Source organism: Candidatus Spongiisocius sp. (assembly GCF_965221825.1).
In the GTDB taxonomy this organism is placed as follows: Bacteria; Actinomycetota; Acidimicrobiia; order Spongiisociales; family Spongiisociaceae; genus Spongiisocius.
This window is the reverse complement of record NZ_OZ244917.1, coordinates 95,644-113,986: the sequence shown is the minus strand read 5'-3', so window position 1 is coordinate 113,986 and position 18,343 is coordinate 95,644. Positions and strand designations below refer to the sequence as shown.

Genomic DNA, 18,343 nt, shown 5'->3' with positions numbered 1-18,343 from the left:
TGAGCGGCTTCGCGTAGTCGGCGCACGCGGACAGCGCAGCATACGGACCCCTCCCGTAGTTCCTCCATGGCGTATGTGGCCGCGTGTCTCGCAGCCGCTGGTCGTCTCCCAGTCCACTGCCACCATCGTTCCAATGCCATGTCGCACTCTCCTTACTCAGCTCTTCCCAACAGACACCGAATCTCTCCCTCGTGCGCGCCCGGGACTCTCCGGCGCCGGACACGTACGGAGCGGTGCTCGACCTGACGACCGTCCGACCAAATCCTCCCGGTTCCTTCAATCCGTCGTCCAGCCCGGACGGCCCCCGTGAACAGCCTTGGGCTTGCTCGATGCCCGGATCGGGTCTGGGGTTCGCCATCGTCGATCATCTGATCAGCGCCCATGGAGTGACCGTGTTCGCCGGGAACTCCGATGATGGCGGCGCTGAGGTGGGGTTCACCCTGCCTCCGGCGGAGGGAATGGAGGAGGGCCTGGAGGCAGGGTGAACGGGTTGGCCGGGAGAGGCTCGGAGCCTTCACCTCCCCGGTGTCCGGCCTAACGATGCCCGCGGAAGCCCTTCCCCGGGCCGCCGTGGTGGCCTCGGCCGTGGTGGCCACGGCGGTCCGGGACTCGGCCATTGATCTCCTCCATCTCTTCCTTCGTGATCTGCCCGTCAGACAGGGCGTCGGAGAACGGACCGTCCGCAGCAGTGATCCGGTCTGCATTCGGGAGCTGGGCAATCTCGTCGGCGGTCAGCACCCCGTCGTCCCAGAAAGCGTCGAGGAGTGCCTTGAACTCCTCGCGGGCGGCGCGGGCCGCCGATCGCCTCTCTTCCACGGCGGCGATGATGGCATCGGCCTGAATCTGGGTAATGGTGCCATCCTCTACCAGGTCTGCGAGGACGCCGTCGAGTCCCACTCGTACCGGATGCTCCCAGGCTTTCCCTGTGGACTCACCGTTCTCGCCGGCCGACTCCTCCGAGCCGGTCTGAGCCCAGGCGGCTGCGCCCAAACCCAACACGAGGGCCGCCGCTCCGATTACGAACATTCTCCGCATGACGTTCTCCTTCCTCACCGGTCATGCTGGAATGAATCTGGAGTCCCAACCTGTGGTTTTGCTGAAGAAGACCTGAACGCATCCTGAGAAACTGCGCATGCCCGCAGTTTCCGCCCCGGCGGCCGGTGGCCACCTGCAGCATGCCCTTAAAGATCGAAGGGCGTGTCCGTGAAGAAGTCGCTCACCTTGGCTGTCCTGCCCGAAGCCTTGGGAGCGGCGATGCCCAGGCGGGATCGCACCGCCGAATACCCACCATCCTCCAACTCATCCGCGAGTTCAGGCCCTCCGGAGTCGACGATCTCGCCGTTCATCATGATGTGCACCCGGTCGGGCCGGACGTAGTTGAGGATGCGGCTGTAGTGGGTGATCATCAGCATGGCCACTTCGTCGCTTCGCATCTCCTCCACAGCGGCGGCGACCTCCCGTACCGAGTCGATGTCCAACCCGGAGTCGATCTCGTCCAGCACCATCACCCGTGGCTCCAGGACCGCGAGCTGGAACACCTCCGAGCGCTTCTTTTCCCCCCCGGACAGATCTCCGTTCACGGATCGGTTCAGGAACCGTTCCATTCCGAGCTGCCGGGCGCGGGTGGCGATCCGCTCCCTCGCCTCCTCCGGACCGGCGCCCAGCGCCACCGCCGCCTCCTCGACCAGCACGCCGAGATCAAGCCCGGGAATCCCCACCGGATACTGGAGGGCCTGGAAGAGACCGGCCTGAGCCCGCTGGTGGACGTCGAGGTCCACGATCGACGCCCCGTCCACGGCCATCGCCCCGGACACCTCGTAACCGGGTTTTCCCGCCAGGACGTGGCAGAGGGTGGACTTGCCCGACCCGTTGGGACCCATGATGGCGTGCACCTCGCCGAATGGAACCTCCAGGTCGACTCCCTTGAGGATGGCGAGACCACCGATGGAAGCGTGGAGCTCACGTACCCGGAGCGCCGTCCTGGCCATCAGGAGCCTCCCCCCGTATCCACGTTCACCATGACGCGGCCCTGCTCGAGCCTCACCTCGTAAGTGGCTACCGGCCGGGTGGCCGGGAGGCTCTGGGGCACTCCGGTCCGGATGTCGAACTCCGCCCCGTGAAGCGGGCATTCGACGTCGTAGTCCCACAACTCACCCTCGGAAAGGGATGCCATGGCGTGGCTGCAGGTATCTCCTATCACGTAGAAGTCGTCCCCGATCCGGAACAGGGCCAGGGTGCGATCGTCGAGGTCCACCCTGGACCCACCCTGGGGGAAGGCATCCGCGGCGCCTACATCCAACCAGACCATCAGGATGCGGCCCGCTGTTGCGCGCCGGCGAACTTGGCGGCCACCGCCCTCCGCGATGGCGCGGCCAGCCCCGGCACGGTCAAGCCCGACAGTATCTCGTTGAAAAAGCCCCTCACCAGCAGGCGCTCGGCCGGATTCCGGGGCAGCCCGCGGCTCATCAGGTAGTACAGCTGCTGCTCGTCCAGCGGCCCCGAGGAGGATCCGTGCCCGCACTGGAGGTCGTCAGTGAGTATCTCCAGGTTCGGAACCGAGTTGACCTTCGCTCCGTCAGAGAGCACCAGGTTGCGGTTGGTCTCGAAAGCGGAAGTACCCACGGCCCCCTTCTCGATCCTCATGAGTCCGGTCCAGACGGCGCGGGCGTTATCGGCAACGGCGCCCTTCAGGAAAATATCGGACGTGGTACGGGGACCCCGGTGGGCGACGTGGATGCGGTAATCGAGGACCTGCGCGCCGTCGCCGAAGTAGATGCCGCCCATCTGGACTGACGACCCCGACCCGGCCAGGGAGATCCCCAGCCGTTGCCGGGCATACAGCCCTCCGAGACCCACCTCCCCGATCCGGAGGGTGGAGTCCCGCTCCGTCACGTACTGGTGATGGGCCACCATGCGGGCCGGCTCGGACAGGTTCTGCACCACCGAGATGGACAGGCGGGCGCCGCGGTCCACCAGCGTCTCCAGTATGGGGCTGACCAGCAGCTCCTCCCCCGGCGCCGAGCGGTAGAGGACCACCACCGAAGCTTCCGAATCGGGCCCTGCTACCACCGTCAGGTGCGGGAAGCTGACCGACCCCGCGGCGACTGCCTGGATATCCACGACCACCGGCGCAGAGACCACCCTCCGGGCCGGGATCGTCACCACCGCGCCGGGCGGCGCCATGGCGTGGTTAGCGGCCGCGAACACGTCAACATCCGGGGTGGCCATCGATCCGTAGAGGCTTGCCACCCGACCGTCCGGCACATCAGCCGCCCGGTGAACCTCGATCTCTCCGGCCTCGACATCCACCACGGCGCCGTCCACCATGGTCAGACCGCCGCTCCGCTCCCCCAGCGCTTCGAGGTACTCGTCACCACCCAGGGCGCCGGAAGGTTCGGGGGCGGGACGGAAGTCGTCAAGGCCGAAGTCGATGTCGACGTACTTCCAGTCCTCGTCCTTGGGACCGGGCACGGCAGCCGACGCCAGGGCCTGGCGGCCCCGGTCGCGCAGGGCGGCCAGCCAGACGGGTTCGTCGTCAATGGACATGGTTGCTGGGAATGAGGCTAAGGACACAGATCCTTCTTCTGGAATCCGGCGGGCGGATGGTAACTGGTGAACCGATGCTATCTGTCAGCCACCCACCGGCCAAAGGCGGACGCTCCGATGGAATACCGGCGATCCTCGAAGGCGCTCACTCTCCGATCAGGCGAGCCGCTCGGGCGAACACCGCGTCCAGCATGGTCTCGGTGAGCCTCCCGGTGAAGGTGTTCTGCTGCGAGGGGTGATAGCAGCCGATGATCGTCGGAGCCCCGGCGCCGGGATGCACCTCGACGCCGTGGGAGAAACGCGGCTTGGGAGTCGGGATCTTCCACCCGCGACGACGACCGATGCGCAGGGTCTGATCGAAGGCCATGCCGCCCAGGGCAACCACCACCTCGACGCGCCGGCACAGCTCGATCTCCTGCTCGATCCAGGGGGCACAGGCATCACGCTCGGCCGCGGTGGGCCGGTTCCGGGGCGGGACGCACCTGACGATGGCGGTGATGGCTGCGTCGATCAGGCGGAAGCCGTCATCGCGGTGGTCCGCCACCGGACGATTGGCGAAGCCCGTGCGGTGAAGGGTGCGGAACAGCCATTCGCCGGATCGGTCTCCCATGAACATCTGTCCGGTCCGGTTCGAACCGTGGGCGCCGGGGGCAAGGCCGATAATGAGCAACCGGGCCTCGGGATCCCCCAGCATCGGCACCGGTCGAGCCCAGTAATCCTGGTCGGCGTAGGCGGCCCGCTTCGTCACCGCCAACTCCTCCCTCCATGCCACCAGGCGGTCGCACAGCCGGCACTCGACCAACTCGGCCTGGAGCCGATCGAACGCCGCCCGGGCGGCGGACCCGTTATGCGTCATTGCCCGGACTCCGGACCCGTCGCCGGGTCGAGCGCTTCGACGTTGAACACGCTGACCGCATTCCACAGCATCCAGCCCAGCGAGCGCGCCTCCGCGGCATCGATCTGCTCCCGCACCTGCGCCGGCGTGTAGTAGAAGTCCTGGAGCCAGGGGCGGATGATGGACTGGCCCTCGAGGCGCTTCAAACCTGCGTCGAGCGCTCCGGCCACCACCTCTCCGGGGTGATCGTTGGGCGTGTCGAAGCCGAACCATCCGGTCGAGTAATGGCTCGGATAGACCATGGGTGACACCACATCGGCCGTGGCGGAGAGCGCTGTGAACTCCTGGCCGATCCCTCCATCCCCGACCACGGTGGTGATGAACCCGAAGATGTCGGCCCCTACCAGGCACCCGAGCGGGTGGAGACGATCGGCTGCCTGGTCCAGGAAGCTGGTGATCGTCCCTATGCGGATGTCCTCCGAGTCACCCAGGTCGAACACGGCCGTGCCGGGATAGCCGTCAGGGAACCGGACATAGTCGAACTGGATCTCGTCGAACCCGACGCTACAGACCTCCTCGGCCAGCCGCAGCGCGTATTCCCGGGCCTGCGGATCGGTGGGATCGAGGAAATACTGGTTGCGTTTGCGGAAGGGAGCACCGGTAGCGGTGTCATATACTGCCATGTCGACCACCGCCCGCGCAGCTATGGGGTCCTGGAAGGTCACGAGACGCGCGATCTTGTACAGGCCCCGGACGTCCATCTGGGCCACGACCCGGTCGATGTCGAACAGGACATCCACCGCACCGATCTCACGAGCCAGGCTCACCTCAGTGTCGTAGAGCACCCGACCCGACTCATCCTTCACATCGATCACCAGTGCGTTGACCACCGTATCCTCGGCGATCGTGAGCAACTCCGACCACTGCGCCGGATCCACGAACACGGTGTGTCCGATGTGTAGAGCCCGGATCAGATACGGCTCCAGGACGATCTCGCGGACCAGCACCTCTCCGTCCCAGTCAAACTCGGTCGTGACCCATCCCGGGCGCTCGACGGTGATGGTGCCCGGTGAGGCCCTGGATATCTCGAAGCCGCCCTGGTCATCGGTCATGACGTTGGCCTCGCCCAGCGTGACCGAAGCGATCGGCAACCCGAATCCCTGGCTGTCCACCACCGCACCGCGCAGGACAACGGGCCTCAAGGCCAGTTCCACGGGTTCGTCCTGGAACGAGTCCACCACCACCGCGCCCGGGAAGAAACCTTGGGCTTGTACGGTGGCCGAGGTGGGCTCGCCTTCCCATCGCACCCGGAACAAACCGCCTCCGTCGGTGACCTCAGGACCGTGCTCCGTGTCGGCCTGCGCCCCTACGATCGGTTCTCCGGCATCATCCTGGACGAGGATGGACACGGTCGGCACCTCGGAGGGCGGCGGGATGGGCGCTTCCCCGACCACCACCACCGATTGCGCCAGACAGGCGGTCAGGAACACCGATCCCAGGATGGGCAGCATTGGCGCCGCCACGCGGCGCGGGAGAGACGGCGCGCGCCCTCGAGGGCATTGAAACCGTCTCAAGCGGACCCCACAATCAAGGAACACATTGCCAAATCGTTGCCGGGGTGATACGTTGCCTTGTCGCATCCATGGAGAGGGGGTAAGTAGGCGTGGTCTTAACAGCGAGGGAGACACCGCTATCGACCGACGCAGTGGACCTGTACCTCGACGAGGTATCGGCGCACCCCCTTCTGACCGCCCAGGACGAGGTAGAGCTCGCTCTCAAGATCGAACTGGGCCGCCAGGCCCGCGACCAACTCGATGCCACACCCGACCTGGACCCGTCCGATCGCCCGAAGCTACGCCGGCGGGTGAGAGAGGGTGAGAGAGCCAAAGCGGTCTTCATCCAGTCGAACCTCCGCCTCGTCATCTCGATCGCCAAGCGCTATTCCGGCCGAGGCATGGACCTGATCGACATGATACAAGAGGGCAACCTCGGACTGATACGAGCTGTCGAGAAGTTCGACTGGCGCAAGGGCTTCAAGTTCTCCACCTACGCCACCTGGTGGATCCGTCAAGCCATCACCCGGGGGCTCGGCAACCAGGCTCGCACCATCCGCCTGCCGGTCCACATGGTCGACATCGTCAGAACGGTGAACGAGACGGTCTACACGCTGACCGAGGAACTTCGACGCCGACCGACCCGCGAGGAGATCGCGGCCGCCAGCGGTCTCGACATCGACCGGGTAGCAACCGCCCTGGCCACCCCAACCAGCACCACCTCGATAGATCGTCCGGTGGGCGAGGACGGGGATGCCGTGCTGGGAGACTTCATCCCGGACAAGACCGCCACCGATCCGTTCGCCCATGCCGCCGCCGCCGTGCGACGAGCCCGGATCGAGGAGGCTCTGGGCATGCTCACCACCGAGGAGCGCACGGTGGTGGTCGACCGCTACGGGTTGGAGGGATCCCATATGCAGACTCTGACCGACATCGGCGCCAGGTTGGGCGTGACCCGGGAGCACGTCCGCCAGATCGAGCGCAGGGCCCTATCGAAGCTCCGGCATCCCAGCAACGCACACGGATTGAAGAGCCTGATAGATCTCTAGTTGCCAGTTGTTAATTGCTACTGACCACGAACTGTCAACTACAAGCTAGCCGACCGCTCCGGCATCCGCCATGTTCAACTCGATAAGCCGGTTCATCTCGACGGCGTACTCCATCGGGAGTTCCTTGACTATCGGCTCGATGAATCCGGCCACCACCATCGAGGTGGCCTCGTCCTCGGTCAGGCCCCGGCTCATCAGGTAGAAGAGCTGCTCCTCCCCGACCTTGGACACCGTGGCCTCGTGACCGATCTCGGTATCCGCCTCCTCGATCTCCATGTAGGGGTAGGTGTCGGAGCGGCTGTCGTCATCCAGGATCAGGGCGTCGCAGCGGACGAACGACTTGGCGTTCTCGGCGCCGGGCTCCACCCTCACCAGACCCCGGTAGCCGGCCCGGCCACCCTCCCTGCAAATGGACTTTGACAGGATGGTGGAGGTGGTATTCGGAGCGACATGGACCATCTTGGCGCCCGTGTCCTGGTGCTGGTCCTCGCTGGCGAACGCGATCGACAGCACCTCGCCATGGGCCCCGGGCTCCATCAGCCACACCGCCGGGTACTTCATGGTGAGCTTGGACCCGATATTGCCGTCGACCCACTCCATGGTGGCGTCGGCATATGCGGCCGCCCGCTTGGTCACCAGGTTGTAGACATTGTTCGACCAGTTCTGGATGGTCGTGTAGCGGCAGCGCCCGCCCCGCTTGACGACGATCTCGACCACCGCCGAGTGGAGGGAGTCGGTGGTGTAGACGGGCGCCGAGCACCCCTCTACATAGTGGCAGAAGGCGCCCTCGTCCACGATTATCAGGGTCCGCTCGAACTGGCCCATGTTCTCCGAGTTGATCCTGAAGTAGGCCTGGAGAGGCTGGTCCACATGGACTCCCGGAGGGACGTAGATGAACGAGCCCCCCGACCAGACTGCCGAGTTGAGGGCGGCGAACTTGTTGTCGTTGGGCGGGATCACCGTCCCGAAGTACTCCTTGACGATGTCGGGGTGGTCCCGAACCGCGGAGTCCATGTCCATGAACAGGACTCCCATCTCCTCCAGGTCCTCCCGGTTGCGGTGGTAGACGACCTCCGACTCGTACTGGGCGGTCACACCGGCCAGGAACTTGCGCTCCGCCTCGGGAATGCCCAACTTCTCGTAGGTGTCCTTGATGGACTCGGGCACCATGTCCCAGTCCTTGGCCTGGTCCTCGGCCGGCTTGACGTAGTAGTAGATGTCGTCGAAGTCGATCTCGTCCAGCAGGCCGCCGCCGCCCCATGTGGGCATGGGTCGCGCCAGGAACCGCCGGTAGGCCTTGAGGCGGAAGTTGAGCATCCAGTCCGGCTCGCCCTTGATGCGCGACATCTCCCGGATGATCTCCTCGGAGAGGCCCTTCTCGGGCTTGAAGACGTAATCGTCCTCGGGGTCGCTCCATCCCAGCTTGTAGGCGCCGAGATCGATATCAACTGTGGTCGTCATGATGAGGCCTCCGCCACCGGTGAATAAGGCCGGTCGTTCAAATGGGAATGTGCCGATGATACCAAGGCCCGGCCGAAACCAGAGCACGAAATCCACGCCCATCGTTCATGGATCGGGTGTAGGAAGGGCTGGCACAGATTCAAGAGGTTGAAGGGCCTAATGTTGGCCGCAAATGGACGAGCCGCGCATCGCCGAGCCCATTCTCCATGTGGATATGGATGCGTTCTACGTGGAAGTGGAGCGACTCGACAACCGCGGGCTTGTGGGGCAGCCGGTGGTCGTCGGCGGCGAGGGACCGAGAGGAGTGGTTGCGTCCGCCTCCTACGAGGCCAGAGCTACCGGTGTTCGCTCGGCCATGCCGATGAGCACCGCCCGGCGGAAATGCCCGGGACTGGTGATCGTGCCGCCCCGCCATCGACGCTACGGCGAGATCTCGGAGCGGGTCTTCTCGATATTCCGGGACTTCACTCCCCTCGTGCAGGGATTGTCCGTCGATGAGGCTTTCCTTGATGTAAGAGGCCTGCGCCGCCATTACCCGAACAGCCGCGCGGTGGCCGAGGCCATCCGGGCTCGGATCAGAAGCGAACTGCTCCTTCCGGCTTCGGTGGGCGCGGCCACCTCCCTGTACCTGGCCAAGATGGCGTCCGGACATGCCAAGCCGGACGGCTTACACATCATCACCGCGGGAAGCGAGCAGGCTTTCCTGGAACACCTCGACGTGCAGGAGTTGTGGGGGGTTGGCAAATCCACCCGGAGCAAGCTCGCCTCGATGCGGATAGGCACGATAGGTCAACTGGCCCGAGCGCCCCTCCCCCTACTCCGTCGCCACCTGGGAGAAGCGACCGGGGATCACCTCCACCGCCTCGCCAACGGGATCGACGAGAGGGTCGTAGAACCCCGCAGCGGCGCCAAGTCGATCTCGGTCGAGCAGACCTTCGAGCACGACATTTCGGGCACCGAGGCCCTGCGCTCCCAACTGCTGCGACAGGCGGATCAGGTTGCATGGAGGTTACGTCGGGCGGGACTGTCGGGACGCACAGTCTCTCTCAAACTCCGGTTTCCCGACTTCAGGACCATCACCCGCGCCGAGACATTGCGATCCGCGACCGATGTGTCCAGGGAGTTCTACCGGTCCTGCTGTCGCCTGCTGGACCGTACCGGCGCCGGCGGCCGGCCTGTCCGGCTGCTCGGCGTCGCGGTCAGCGGACTGCAACCCACCGGCGCGCCGCGGCAGCTGATGGCCGACCACGAGGAACGCTGGGAGAATCTGGAGGAGACCGTGGACGACCTGAGAGTCCGTTTCGGTCGCCATGCCGTAGAGCCCGCCCGGCTTCGAAGCGGGGAATCCGATCCGGCCCACGACGCACAAGACTGAGTGCCGCATACGGCCCGGCGTCGCGGGATATGAAGAATCAGGGTTAGGGCGTCTTCACGCTAGGCGCGTTCGTTGCTGTTATCGCGGGTCCACGTGGACGGTCTGTGTGGTGGCGGTGGGATATGGCGCCGCAACGCAGACCGACCACGATCAACTAGCGCCAGGGGGTGTCGGTGGTGGATACCGGCTCCGGAAGCATGGTCTCGCCCATGAGATAGCGATCCACCGCCGCCGCGCAACTCCTACCCTCGGCGATGGCCCACACGATCAGCGACTGGCCACGGCCCATGTCGCCCGCCACGAAGATCCGTTCGGCGTTCGTAGCCCATCTGCGGTCGCGGGCCACGCTTCCACGATCGGTCATGTCCACGCCCAGCTGTTCCAGCATGGGTGATCGATCCGGGCCGGCGAAGCCCAGTGCCAGCAGCACCAGGTCGGCCGGGTACTCCTCGCCCGAACCGTCCACCCGCTCGAAAGACGGCCGTCCGTCATTGAAGGTCATATCGACCCGGTGGGTCCTCAGCGCGGTCACATGTCCGGCGGAGTCGCCCACGAACTCCTCCGTATTGATGGCGAACTCGCGCCGCCCGCCCTCCTCGTGGGCGGCCGACACGCGATACATGAGGGGCCAGGTCGGCCACGGGGTCGAATCGGGCCGCTGGTCGGGAGGCCGGGGCATGATCTCGAACTGGTGTACCGAGGCGGCACCCTGTCGGTGGGCGGTGCCAAGGCAGTCCGCGCCGGTGTCGCCGCCCCCGATGATGATCACCCGCTTGTCCCGGGCGGAGATCGGGGTCGCGGACAGGTCGCCCGCCTGCACCCGGTTGGCAGGCGTCAGGTACTCCATCGCCTGGTGGATGCCGTCCAGATCGCGGCCGGGGATAGGCAGGTCGCGGGCCCGGGTGGCGCCACCGGCCAGTATCACGGCGTCGTACTCGTCACGGAGCCGGTCAGCAGCCGGATCGACCCCTACCTCGGCATTCACCCGGAACCGGGTGCCCTCGGCCCGCATCTGGGCCAGGCGCCTGTCGAGGAACCGCTTCTCCATCTTGAAGTCGGGAATGCCGTAGCGGAGCAGGCCGCCGATACGGTCATCCCGCTCGAAAACAGTCACGGCATGACCGGCCCGGGTGAGCTGCTGCGCCGCCGCCAACCCCGCCGGACCGGATCCGACCACCGCCACCCTGCGACCGGTCACCGTGGTGGGCATCAGGGGAGTAACCCATCCTGCGTTCCAGGCCTTCTCGATGATCTCCAACTCGATCTGCTCGATAGTCACCGGGTCGGAGTTGATGCCGAGCACGCAGGCCGCCTCGCATGGCGCCGGGCATAACCGCCCGGTGAACTCCGGGAAGTTGTTGGTGGCGTGCAGGCGGTCGATCGCCTCCCTCCAACTGTCGCGGTACACGAGGTCGTTCCAATCGGGGATGAGGTTGCCGAGCGGGCACCCGCCGTTGCAGAAGGGGATCCCGCAGTCCATGCACCGGGCGGCCTGCTCCCGGACCTGCGTCACTGGGAACTCTTCGTAGACCTCGTTCCAGTCGAGAACTCGAATGCCGACGGGCCGGCGGGTCGGGGTCCGGCGACCATGTTTCAGGAAGCCCTTGGTGTCACCCATGCGCGGCCGCCATGATCGCCTCGAGTACCGGCTCCCCGGCGTTCTCAGCCTGCCGGACCGCTTCGCGCACCCGCTTGTAATCGTCCGGCATCACCTTGACGAAGCGCCGCACCTCCCGGTCCCACCGATCCAGTATCCGAGCAGCCACGGCGGAATCCGTCTCCCTGAAGTGGGCGGTGAGCGTGCTGTCCAAGAAGGCCAGGTCGTCCTCGCCGAGCGGGTCGAGCGACACCATCTCGGTGTTGACCTGGCCGGGAAAGGCGCCGTCCGGGTCGTAGACGTAGGCGATCCCGCCCGACATGCCGGCGGCGAAGTTGCGTCCGGTACGGCCCAGGATCACCGCTCGCCCACCCGTCATGTACTCGCAACCGTGGTCGCCGACCCCTTCCACCACGGCCACCGCGCCCGAGTTGCGGACGCAGAAGCGCTCCCCCACCACACCCCGAAGGAACATCTCTCCCGAGGTGGCGCCATACAGGATCACGTTCCCGGCGATGATGTTCTCCTCGGCCACCAGCGGGGCCTCGGGCGGGGGCGTGACCACGATACGACCTCCGGATAGGCCCTTGCCTACGTAGTCGTTGGCGCTCCCCACGAGATTCAGGGTGACGCCCTTGGGGAGGAAGGCGCCGAAGCTCATGCCGCCCATGCCGGTGAAGTTCACCGTGATGGAATCGTCCGGAAGCCCGTCCGCTCCGTAACGGCTGGTGACGTGGTAGCCGAGCAGCGTCCCCACCGCGCGGTTCACGTTGCGGACCGGCAGGTCCAGGGTCACCGGGGGACCGCCGGCCAGGGTCCCCTCCGCAAGCTGGATGAGCGTCTGGTCGAGGGCCTCGGAGAGGCCGTGGTCCTGCTCGGTGGTCTGCCTCCTTGCCTGGCCGGGTGCCAGATCGGGTACATGGAAGATCGGAGAGAGGTCGAGACCGTCGCCCTTCCAGTGGTCCACCGCCTCCCGCACGTCCAGCAACTCGGCGTGGCCGATCGCCTCGTCCAGGCTGCGGAAACCCAGTTCGGCCAGCAATTCCCTCACCTGTTCGGCTACGAAGCGCATGAAGTTGACGATGAAGCGGGCCCGGCCGTTGAAACGTTCGCGCAACTCCGGGTTCTGGGTGGCGACCCCAACAGGGCAGGTGTCGAGATGGCAGACCCGCATCATGATGCAACCTGAGACCACCAGGGGCGCGGTGGCGAATCCGTACTCGTCGGCGCCCAGCAGCGCGGCGATCATCACGTCCCGACCGGTCTTCAGCTGCCCGTCCGCCTGCACCACGATCCGATCCCTCAGACCGTTCAGCAACAGGGTCTGCTGCGTCTCGGCGAGACCGATCTCCCAAGGCCCGCCCGCGTGCTTGATGGAGGTCAGCGGGGAGGCCCCGGTACCTCCGTCGTGCCCGGAGATGAGAACCACGTCGGCCTTGGCCTTCGTAACCCCGGCCGCCACCGTCCCGACACCCATCTGGGCCACCAGCTTGACGTGAATCCTCGCCTCCGGGTTGGAGTTCTTCAGGTCATGGATGAGCTGCTTGATGTCCTCTATCGAGTAGATGTCATGGTGGGGCGGGGGCGATATCAGCCCCACACCCGGAGTGGACATCCGGGTCTCGGCGATCCACGGATACACCTTGTAGCCGGGGAGCTGGCCTCCCTCCCCCGGCTTGGCCCCTTGGGCCATCTTGATCTGGAGATCGTCGGCGTTCACGAGGTACTCGGAGGTGACGCCGAACCGGCCCGAGGCCACCTGCTTGACCGCGCTGCGCCGCAGGTCACCGTTGGGGTCGGGGATGTTGCGGACCGGGTCCTCGCCACCCTCCCCGGTGTTGGACTTGCCGCCGATCCTGTTCATGGCGATGGCGAGGGTCTCGTGCGCCTCCTTGGAGATGGAGCCGTATGACATGGCGCCCGTGGTGAACCGCTTCATTATCTCCGATGCCGGCTCCACCTCGTCAATGGGTACCGGGGTACGTTCTTCCGTCTTGAACCGGAAGAGACCGCGGAGGGTGCCCAGCCGTTCCGCCTTCTCGTCCACGAGACGGGAATACTCGTTGAACAAGTCGTAGCGACCCGCTCGCGTCGAGTGCTGTAGCTTGTACACCGTCTCCGGATTGAACAGGTGGTACTCCCCCTCCCGCCGCCACTGGTACTCGCCCCCTCCGTCCAGGTCGCGGTGGGCGATCTCGCCGGGGTTGTCGGCGAACGCGCTGTGGTGGCGGTAGACCGCCTCCGCTGCGATCACGTCGAGGCCGATACCCCCGATGCGGCTCACGGTCCCGGTGAAGTAGGGGTCGATCACCTCGGCGCCTACACCCACCGCTTCGAAGATCTGGGCCCCGATGTAGGAGGCTACGGTCGAGATGCCCATCTTCGACATCACCTTCAGGATTCCCTTGCTGGCCGCCTTCACGTAGTTGGCATGGGCCTTGGCGGGGTCCATCCCGGCCAGGCCATGGCTGCCGACCTCGATCATGTGGTCGATGGCGGCGAAGGCCATGTAGGGGTTGACGGCCGTGGCCCCGTACCCCAGCAGGAGGCACAGGTGATGGACTTCCCTGGCATCCCCGGTCTCGACGATCAGGCCGATCCGGGTGCGGTTCCGGGTGCGGATCAGGTGGTGGTGAACGGCGGCCGTCACGAGGAGGGAGGGGATCGGCACCCGGTCAGGGCCCACATCGCGGTCGGACAGCACTATCGCCCACACGCCGGACTCGATCAGTCCGTCGACCTCGGCGCAAACCCCTTCGAGGGCCTCGCGCAGGGAGTCGCCCCCACCGTCGGGACTGAAGTGGCAACTCACCACGGCGGCCGAGCCGCGCACCGCGGCAACCTCGTCCATGCGGAGCAGGGAGGCGAGCTGCCCGTTGTCGATCACGGGGCTGTCGAGCTCGATCATGTTGCACGAGTCGGGCCCCGGACGGAACAGGTTGGACTCCGGCCCGATGGTCGTCCGCATCGAGGTCACCAGCTTCTCCCGGATGGCGTCCAGCGGAGGATTGGTCACCTGGGCGAAGAGTTGCTTGAAGTAGTCGAACAGGAGGCGGCTCCGGTCGGACAGCACCGCGGGGGGCGTGTCGGTGCCCATCGATCCGAGCGCCTCCTCTCCCCCGGCGGCCATGGGCGCTACCAGCATCTTCAGTTCTTCGTGGGTGTAACCGAATGCTCGGAGCCGCTCCCGTACCGGAAGGTCGCCGCTCGCATCCGCGGGCACCTCAGGAAGCTCCCGGAGCCGGACCAGGCCCTCACCTAGCCAGGCGGTGTAAGGCCGAGCCGTCGCCAGCTCTCTCTTTATCTCCACGTCCCGGACGATGCGGCCCCTGACGGTGTCCACCAGGAACATCCGCCCGGGGCGGAGCCGGCCCTTCTCCACGATGCGGGACTGGGGAACGTCGGTGACGCCCACCTCCGACGCCATGACCACCAGGTCGTCATCGCTGACCCAGTAGCGGGAGGGACGCAGCCCGTTGCGATCGAGCACCGCGCCGATCTGCCGCCCGTCGGTGAAGGCGATCGACGCCGGACCGTCCCAGGGTTCCATAAGGGAAGCGTGGTAACGGTAGAAGTCCCGCACCGCCGGATCCATGCTCTCGTGATTCTCCCAGGGCTCGGGGATCATCATCAGGACCGCCTCGGGCAGGGAGTAACCGCCCATGTAGAGCAGTTCCAGGACCTCGTCGAAACCCGCCGTGTCGGAAACACCCGGGGTGCAGACCGGGAATACGCGTTCGAGGTCCGGGATCAGGTCCGTGGCCAGGAGACTCTCGCGTGCCTTCATGAAATTGCGGTTACCCTGGATGGTGTTGATCTCGCCGTTGTGGGCGATCATCCGGTACGGATGGGCCAGAGGCCACATCGGGAAGGTATTGGTGGAGAACCGGGCGTGGACAAGAGCGATCGCGCTCTCCACCCGGTCGTCGTGCAGGTCGATGAAGAAGTCAGGCAGCTGCAACCCGGTGAGCATGCCCTTGTAGATGAGGGTTCTGGCCGACAAGCTTGCGAAGTAGACACCCTCATGCATGGTGGGGGCTCCACCGATTGCCTCCTGCGGGCGCCGGTCGCCCGGCACGAGACGCACCTCGTGTTCGATCCGCTTGCGCACCACGTAGGCTCGCCGTTCCAGCGCCATCCCGGAAGCCCCGCGCCCGTCGATGAACACCTGCCGCATGGCCGGCATCGTCCTGCGGGCATCACTTCCTATCACGGACGGATCGGTCTGGACCTCCCGCCAGCCGAGCACCTCCAGACCTTCGTCGGCCACGATCCGCTCGACTCGCCGCATCCCCGTCGCGGTCAGATCCTCGCTGTCGGGGAAGAAGGCGATACCCGTGGCGTAGCGACCGACCGGCGGCAGGTCGAAAGGAACGGCGGCCCTCAAGAAACGGTCGGGAACCTGCAGCAGGATGCCGGCGCCGTCGCCGGTGTCGGGGTCAGATCCCGTCGCACCCCGATGCGTCATGTTCTCCGCCGCCCCCATCGCCAGCGCGACGAGATGATGGCTCCGCCTCCCCTTCAGGTCCGCGACGAAGTTGACACCGCAAGCCTCATGCTCGAACTCGCTCCGGTACAGGCCGGGTATCAAACTCTTCTCCCCCATTGCGTACTGATAACGAATCCTCCGGCAGTATCGGGAGGGGTGCTAGCCGGTCGCGCGGCACGACCGCGACGGTCTCCCCGGGCGGAGCGACCGAATCCGCAATGCTACACCGGCGGGCGGACCCGGCCCGAATCTCCCGGAGGCCCCGAGCTAGTGGTCTTTCTGCGGAATAGCGGTGTGGTATGGCGTCGGCAGCGATGTTCCTCGCAAGGCCCGCTGACGAAGGCGTGCCCGCACCGGCACGTCAAGGAGGCGGAACGCAGCGACGGGACACCGATGACCGCCAGAGCACACCAAGTTGTTTCGCAGAGAGACCACTGTGGTCTTTCTGCGGAATAGCGGTGTGGTATGGCGTCGGCAGCGGTGTTCCTCGCAAGGCCCGCTGACGAAGGCGTGCCCGCACCGGCACGTCAAGTTGTTTCGCAGAGAGACCGCTAGCTTGGGGTGGTCATGCCAGTGATAGTCGTGGGAGCCGACACGCGAATCGGCGATGCCATCATCTCTACGGTCTGCCGGTCGGCGGCCGAGGTCCGCGCCTTCATCACCTTCGATTCCGATACCGACCGCCTCAAGGAACAAGGTGTGAAGGTCGCGATCGGGGACGTTTCCGACAGCTCGCACGTGGAAGCGGCTGCGCTCTACTGCTTCTGCGCGGTCCTGGTGACCGAGGCGGCCCACGACGACCGCGAACGGGCCTTCGCTCGGCAGCCGGATGACGTCCTGGCCGGATGGGCCGAGGCAGCCCGTAACGCCGGCGTACAGCGGGTCATCTGGGTGGATGCAGAACACCGGAAGGGACCGTATCCAGAGTCCGTCGGGGAGGTAGCCACCGTGGTCGTCGACGATGACCTGGAGGGCGCAGCCCGAGCAGTGGGCGAACTGGAGGAAGCCGGAAGCCTTAGTTGTTAGTTGCTAGTCGTTGGTTGAAAGTTACATAGGATATAGAATGTGGAACGGCGCCATCGTTAGTGAGCCACCCGAGCCACCACTCCCGTTTGACTCTGCTACTACCGCCGCCGGCGACCTCACCGAGTCAACGCCTACTTTATTCATGTCGCCACCCCCGAGGTCCAGCTACAGAATCCCGTTCAGCATAATGCTCGCTGGTCAGCTCTAGTCCACTATGGACAATTAACCGGCAACCCAACCACTGGCATTACCAGCCAGCACTTTGCCCATTGCCGCCGGGGCGTCGGGGTGCGTGGTGGCGTGCGGCGCGACCCGCAGCATGCCGTGGCGTTCGGTCAGCAAGAAGCCTTCCCCCATGAGGCGGGCGTACGCGTCCGCGGACGGTTCCCGGGCGGGGGTGAAGCTGACGATGCCACTGCGCTCTCCATCCGTCCGCCAAGGACTCATTACTCGTGCGCCCGCCCTGCGGACCTCCTCCTCCACGGCAATGGATCGGGCGAGGACGGCTGCCTCCACGTCTTTCATAGAGACGGTCTGCAGCACTCGTAGCGACTCGCCGAGTGCTGCGACGGCAGGGAAACCGGCGCTCCCCATGACAAAACGGTCGGCGCCCTCCAGGGGCGGATGCGGGAGCGGAGCGGCGGTATCGAACGGATCAACGACCCCGAGCCATCCCGTCAGGGCAGGTTGGAGCCGTTCCAGGGCCCGCTCGGATACGGCGAGCAGGCCGGCCCCTCCCCCGGCCCGGAGCCACTTGTGACCACCGGCCACCATCACATCCACCTGCTCCATGTCGAATCTGAGGGCGCCCAAGCCCTGCACCGCATCGACCACCAGGAGAGCGTCGCCGGCCGCCTCCCGGATGGCGGGCAGGTCGCACCGGTAGCCGGTCCGGTAGTCGACAAAACTGAGCGCCACCGCCGCTGTACGCGCATCGGCCGCCTGCGCCACCAGATCGGCTGTCAGCCGGCCCCCCGGCACCGGAAACGTCCTCAGGTCAATGCGCCCCGCCTCGGCTGCCCGCACCCAGGGGTACAGGTTGGCCGGAAACTCGGTCTCGGGCACCACCACCGACCCACCGGCCAGGCCGAAGGCAACCGCGAACAGTCCGGCGGAGGTACTGGGCACCACGGTCACCTGCTCGGCAGGGAGACCCACCAACCGGGCGCCACGGCGCCGCGTCGTCTCGACCCGGTCCATCACCATCGGCACGAGCTTCCACCGGCTGCCCGACATGGCTTCGGCCATGTCTCCGATGCCTGCTCGGGCGGGGATCGACATGGCGCCGATCGAGGCGAAGTCCATGAAGCCGAACGGCTCGTCGAACTGATCCAGAAAAGACTGCGGAAGCGGCATCTGACGGCCGAGGGTAGTGGTGAGCGGGACCTCCACCGCGTCCTGCATAGTCCCCG

14 protein-coding genes are annotated in these 18,343 nt (G+C 66.0%); 4 read left to right on the top strand and 10 right to left on the bottom strand.

Annotation, left to right across the window (positions count from 1 at the left end; all coding sequences use genetic code 11):
* The first annotated feature begins 329 nt into the window (after positions 1-329).
* On the top strand, positions 330-485 hold the full coding sequence (locus tag ACOQPD_RS00510; protein WP_420612959.1) for a hypothetical protein: 156 nt from the start codon (positions 330-332) through the stop codon (positions 483-485).
* A 49-nt stretch (positions 486-534) separates the two neighbouring features.
* Here ACOQPD_RS00510 and ACOQPD_RS00505 read toward each other — a convergent pair whose 3' ends face one another.
* From ACOQPD_RS00505 to ACOQPD_RS00480, 6 genes are all read right to left on the bottom strand, one after another.
* Positions 535-1,035: a hypothetical protein gene (locus ACOQPD_RS00505; protein WP_420612958.1), complete on the bottom strand. Its 501-nt coding sequence runs from the start codon at positions 1,033-1,035 to the stop codon at positions 535-537.
* A 146-nt stretch (positions 1,036-1,181) separates the two neighbouring features.
* Positions 1,182-1,988, bottom strand: coding sequence for a Fe-S cluster assembly ATPase SufC (gene sufC, locus ACOQPD_RS00500; RefSeq protein WP_420612957.1), 807 nt, complete (start codon positions 1,986-1,988; stop codon positions 1,182-1,184).
* Positions 1,988-2,308, bottom strand: coding sequence for a non-heme iron oxygenase ferredoxin subunit (locus tag ACOQPD_RS00495; RefSeq protein ID WP_420612956.1), 321 nt, complete (start codon positions 2,306-2,308; stop codon positions 1,988-1,990). Before ACOQPD_RS00495 ends, sufC begins: the two co-directional genes overlap by 1 nt.
* On the bottom strand, positions 2,308-3,573 hold the full coding sequence (sufD, locus tag ACOQPD_RS00490; RefSeq protein WP_420612955.1) for a Fe-S cluster assembly protein SufD: 1,266 nt from the start codon (positions 3,571-3,573) through the stop codon (positions 2,308-2,310). Before sufD ends, ACOQPD_RS00495 begins: the two co-directional genes overlap by 1 nt.
* 118 nt (positions 3,574-3,691) lie before the next feature.
* On the bottom strand, positions 3,692-4,402 hold the full coding sequence (locus tag ACOQPD_RS00485; RefSeq protein WP_420612954.1) for a uracil-DNA glycosylase: 711 nt from the start codon (positions 4,400-4,402) through the stop codon (positions 3,692-3,694).
* Positions 4,399-5,892, bottom strand: a complete 1,494-nt coding sequence (locus tag ACOQPD_RS00480) for a putative glycoside hydrolase (protein WP_420612953.1) — start codon at positions 5,890-5,892, stop codon at positions 4,399-4,401. The genes ACOQPD_RS00485 and ACOQPD_RS00480 overlap by 4 nt, the downstream gene beginning before the upstream one ends.
* 152 nt (positions 5,893-6,044) lie before the next feature.
* On the opposite strand from ACOQPD_RS00480, the gene ACOQPD_RS00475 reads away from it, so the two are divergent.
* Positions 6,045-6,983 carry a sigma-70 family RNA polymerase sigma factor gene (locus ACOQPD_RS00475; protein WP_420612952.1) on the top strand — a complete coding sequence of 313 codons (939 nt, stop codon included), beginning with the start codon at positions 6,045-6,047 and terminating at the stop codon, positions 6,981-6,983.
* Positions 6,984-7,028: 45 nt separating this feature from the next.
* Here the strand turns inward: ACOQPD_RS00475 and sufB are convergent, their stop codons facing one another.
* Positions 7,029-8,444: a Fe-S cluster assembly protein SufB gene (gene sufB / locus ACOQPD_RS00470; RefSeq protein WP_420612951.1), complete on the bottom strand. Its 1,416-nt coding sequence runs from the start codon at positions 8,442-8,444 to the stop codon at positions 7,029-7,031.
* 172 nt (positions 8,445-8,616) lie between these two features.
* Between sufB and ACOQPD_RS00465 the strand changes: the two genes are divergently transcribed.
* Positions 8,617-9,819: a DNA polymerase IV gene (locus ACOQPD_RS00465; protein WP_420612950.1), complete on the top strand. Its 1,203-nt coding sequence runs from the start codon at positions 8,617-8,619 to the stop codon at positions 9,817-9,819.
* A 154-nt stretch (positions 9,820-9,973) separates the two neighbouring features.
* On the opposite strand, the gene ACOQPD_RS00460 is transcribed toward ACOQPD_RS00465, so the two are convergent.
* Together ACOQPD_RS00460 and gltB are read right to left on the bottom strand one after the other, a co-directional pair.
* Positions 9,974-11,437: a glutamate synthase subunit beta gene (locus tag ACOQPD_RS00460; RefSeq protein ID WP_420612949.1), complete on the bottom strand. Its 1,464-nt coding sequence runs from the start codon at positions 11,435-11,437 to the stop codon at positions 9,974-9,976.
* A complete protein-coding gene (gene gltB, locus ACOQPD_RS00455) occupies positions 11,430-16,022 on the bottom strand; it encodes a glutamate synthase large subunit (protein WP_420612948.1) in 4,593 nt (1,530 codons plus the stop codon). Before gltB ends, ACOQPD_RS00460 begins: the two co-directional genes overlap by 8 nt.
* 450 nt (positions 16,023-16,472) lie before the next feature.
* Between gltB and ACOQPD_RS00450 the strand changes: the two genes are divergently transcribed.
* Positions 16,473-16,931 (top strand): NAD(P)H-binding protein, encoded by a 459-nt coding sequence (locus ACOQPD_RS00450; protein WP_420612947.1) that lies wholly within the window; start codon positions 16,473-16,475, stop codon positions 16,929-16,931.
* A 222-nt stretch (positions 16,932-17,153) separates the two neighbouring features.
* On the opposite strand, the gene ACOQPD_RS00445 is transcribed toward ACOQPD_RS00450, so the two are convergent.
* On the bottom strand, positions 17,154-18,335 hold the full coding sequence (locus tag ACOQPD_RS00445; RefSeq protein WP_420612946.1) for an aminotransferase class V-fold PLP-dependent enzyme: 1,182 nt from the start codon (positions 18,333-18,335) through the stop codon (positions 17,154-17,156).
* Positions 18,336-18,343 lie beyond the last annotated feature (8 nt).

Excerpts from the sequence above, each read along its gene's own strand:
- ACOQPD_RS00510 (WP_420612959.1), top strand. The coding sequence starts at position 330 with ATGCCCGGATCGGGTCTGGGGTTCGCCATCGTCGATCATCTGATCAGC.
- ACOQPD_RS00505 (WP_420612958.1), bottom strand. The coding sequence starts at position 1,035 with ATGCGGAGAATGTTCGTAATCGGAGCGGCGGCCCTCGTGTTGGGTTTG.
- sufC (WP_420612957.1), bottom strand. The coding sequence starts at position 1,988 with ATGGCCAGGACGGCGCTCCGGGTACGTGAGCTCCACGCTTCCATCGGT.
- ACOQPD_RS00495 (WP_420612956.1), bottom strand. The coding sequence starts at position 2,308 with ATGGTCTGGTTGGATGTAGGCGCCGCGGATGCCTTCCCCCAGGGTGGG.
- ACOQPD_RS00485 (WP_420612954.1), bottom strand. The coding sequence starts at position 4,402 with ATGACGCATAACGGGTCCGCCGCCCGGGCGGCGTTCGATCGGCTCCAG.
- ACOQPD_RS00480 (WP_420612953.1), bottom strand. The coding sequence starts at position 5,892 with ATGCTGCCCATCCTGGGATCGGTGTTCCTGACCGCCTGTCTGGCGCAA.
- sufB (WP_420612951.1), bottom strand. The coding sequence starts at position 8,444 with ATGACGACCACAGTTGATATCGATCTCGGCGCCTACAAGCTGGGATGG.
- ACOQPD_RS00465 (WP_420612950.1), top strand. The coding sequence starts at position 8,617 with ATGGACGAGCCGCGCATCGCCGAGCCCATTCTCCATGTGGATATGGAT.
- ACOQPD_RS00460 (WP_420612949.1), bottom strand. The coding sequence starts at position 11,437 with ATGGGTGACACCAAGGGCTTCCTGAAACATGGTCGCCGGACCCCGACC.
- gltB (WP_420612948.1), bottom strand. The coding sequence starts at position 16,022 with ATGGGGGAGAAGAGTTTGATACCCGGCCTGTACCGGAGCGAGTTCGAG.
- ACOQPD_RS00450 (WP_420612947.1), top strand. The coding sequence starts at position 16,473 with ATGCCAGTGATAGTCGTGGGAGCCGACACGCGAATCGGCGATGCCATC.
- ACOQPD_RS00445 (WP_420612946.1), bottom strand. The coding sequence starts at position 18,335 with ATGCAGGACGCGGTGGAGGTCCCGCTCACCACTACCCTCGGCCGTCAG.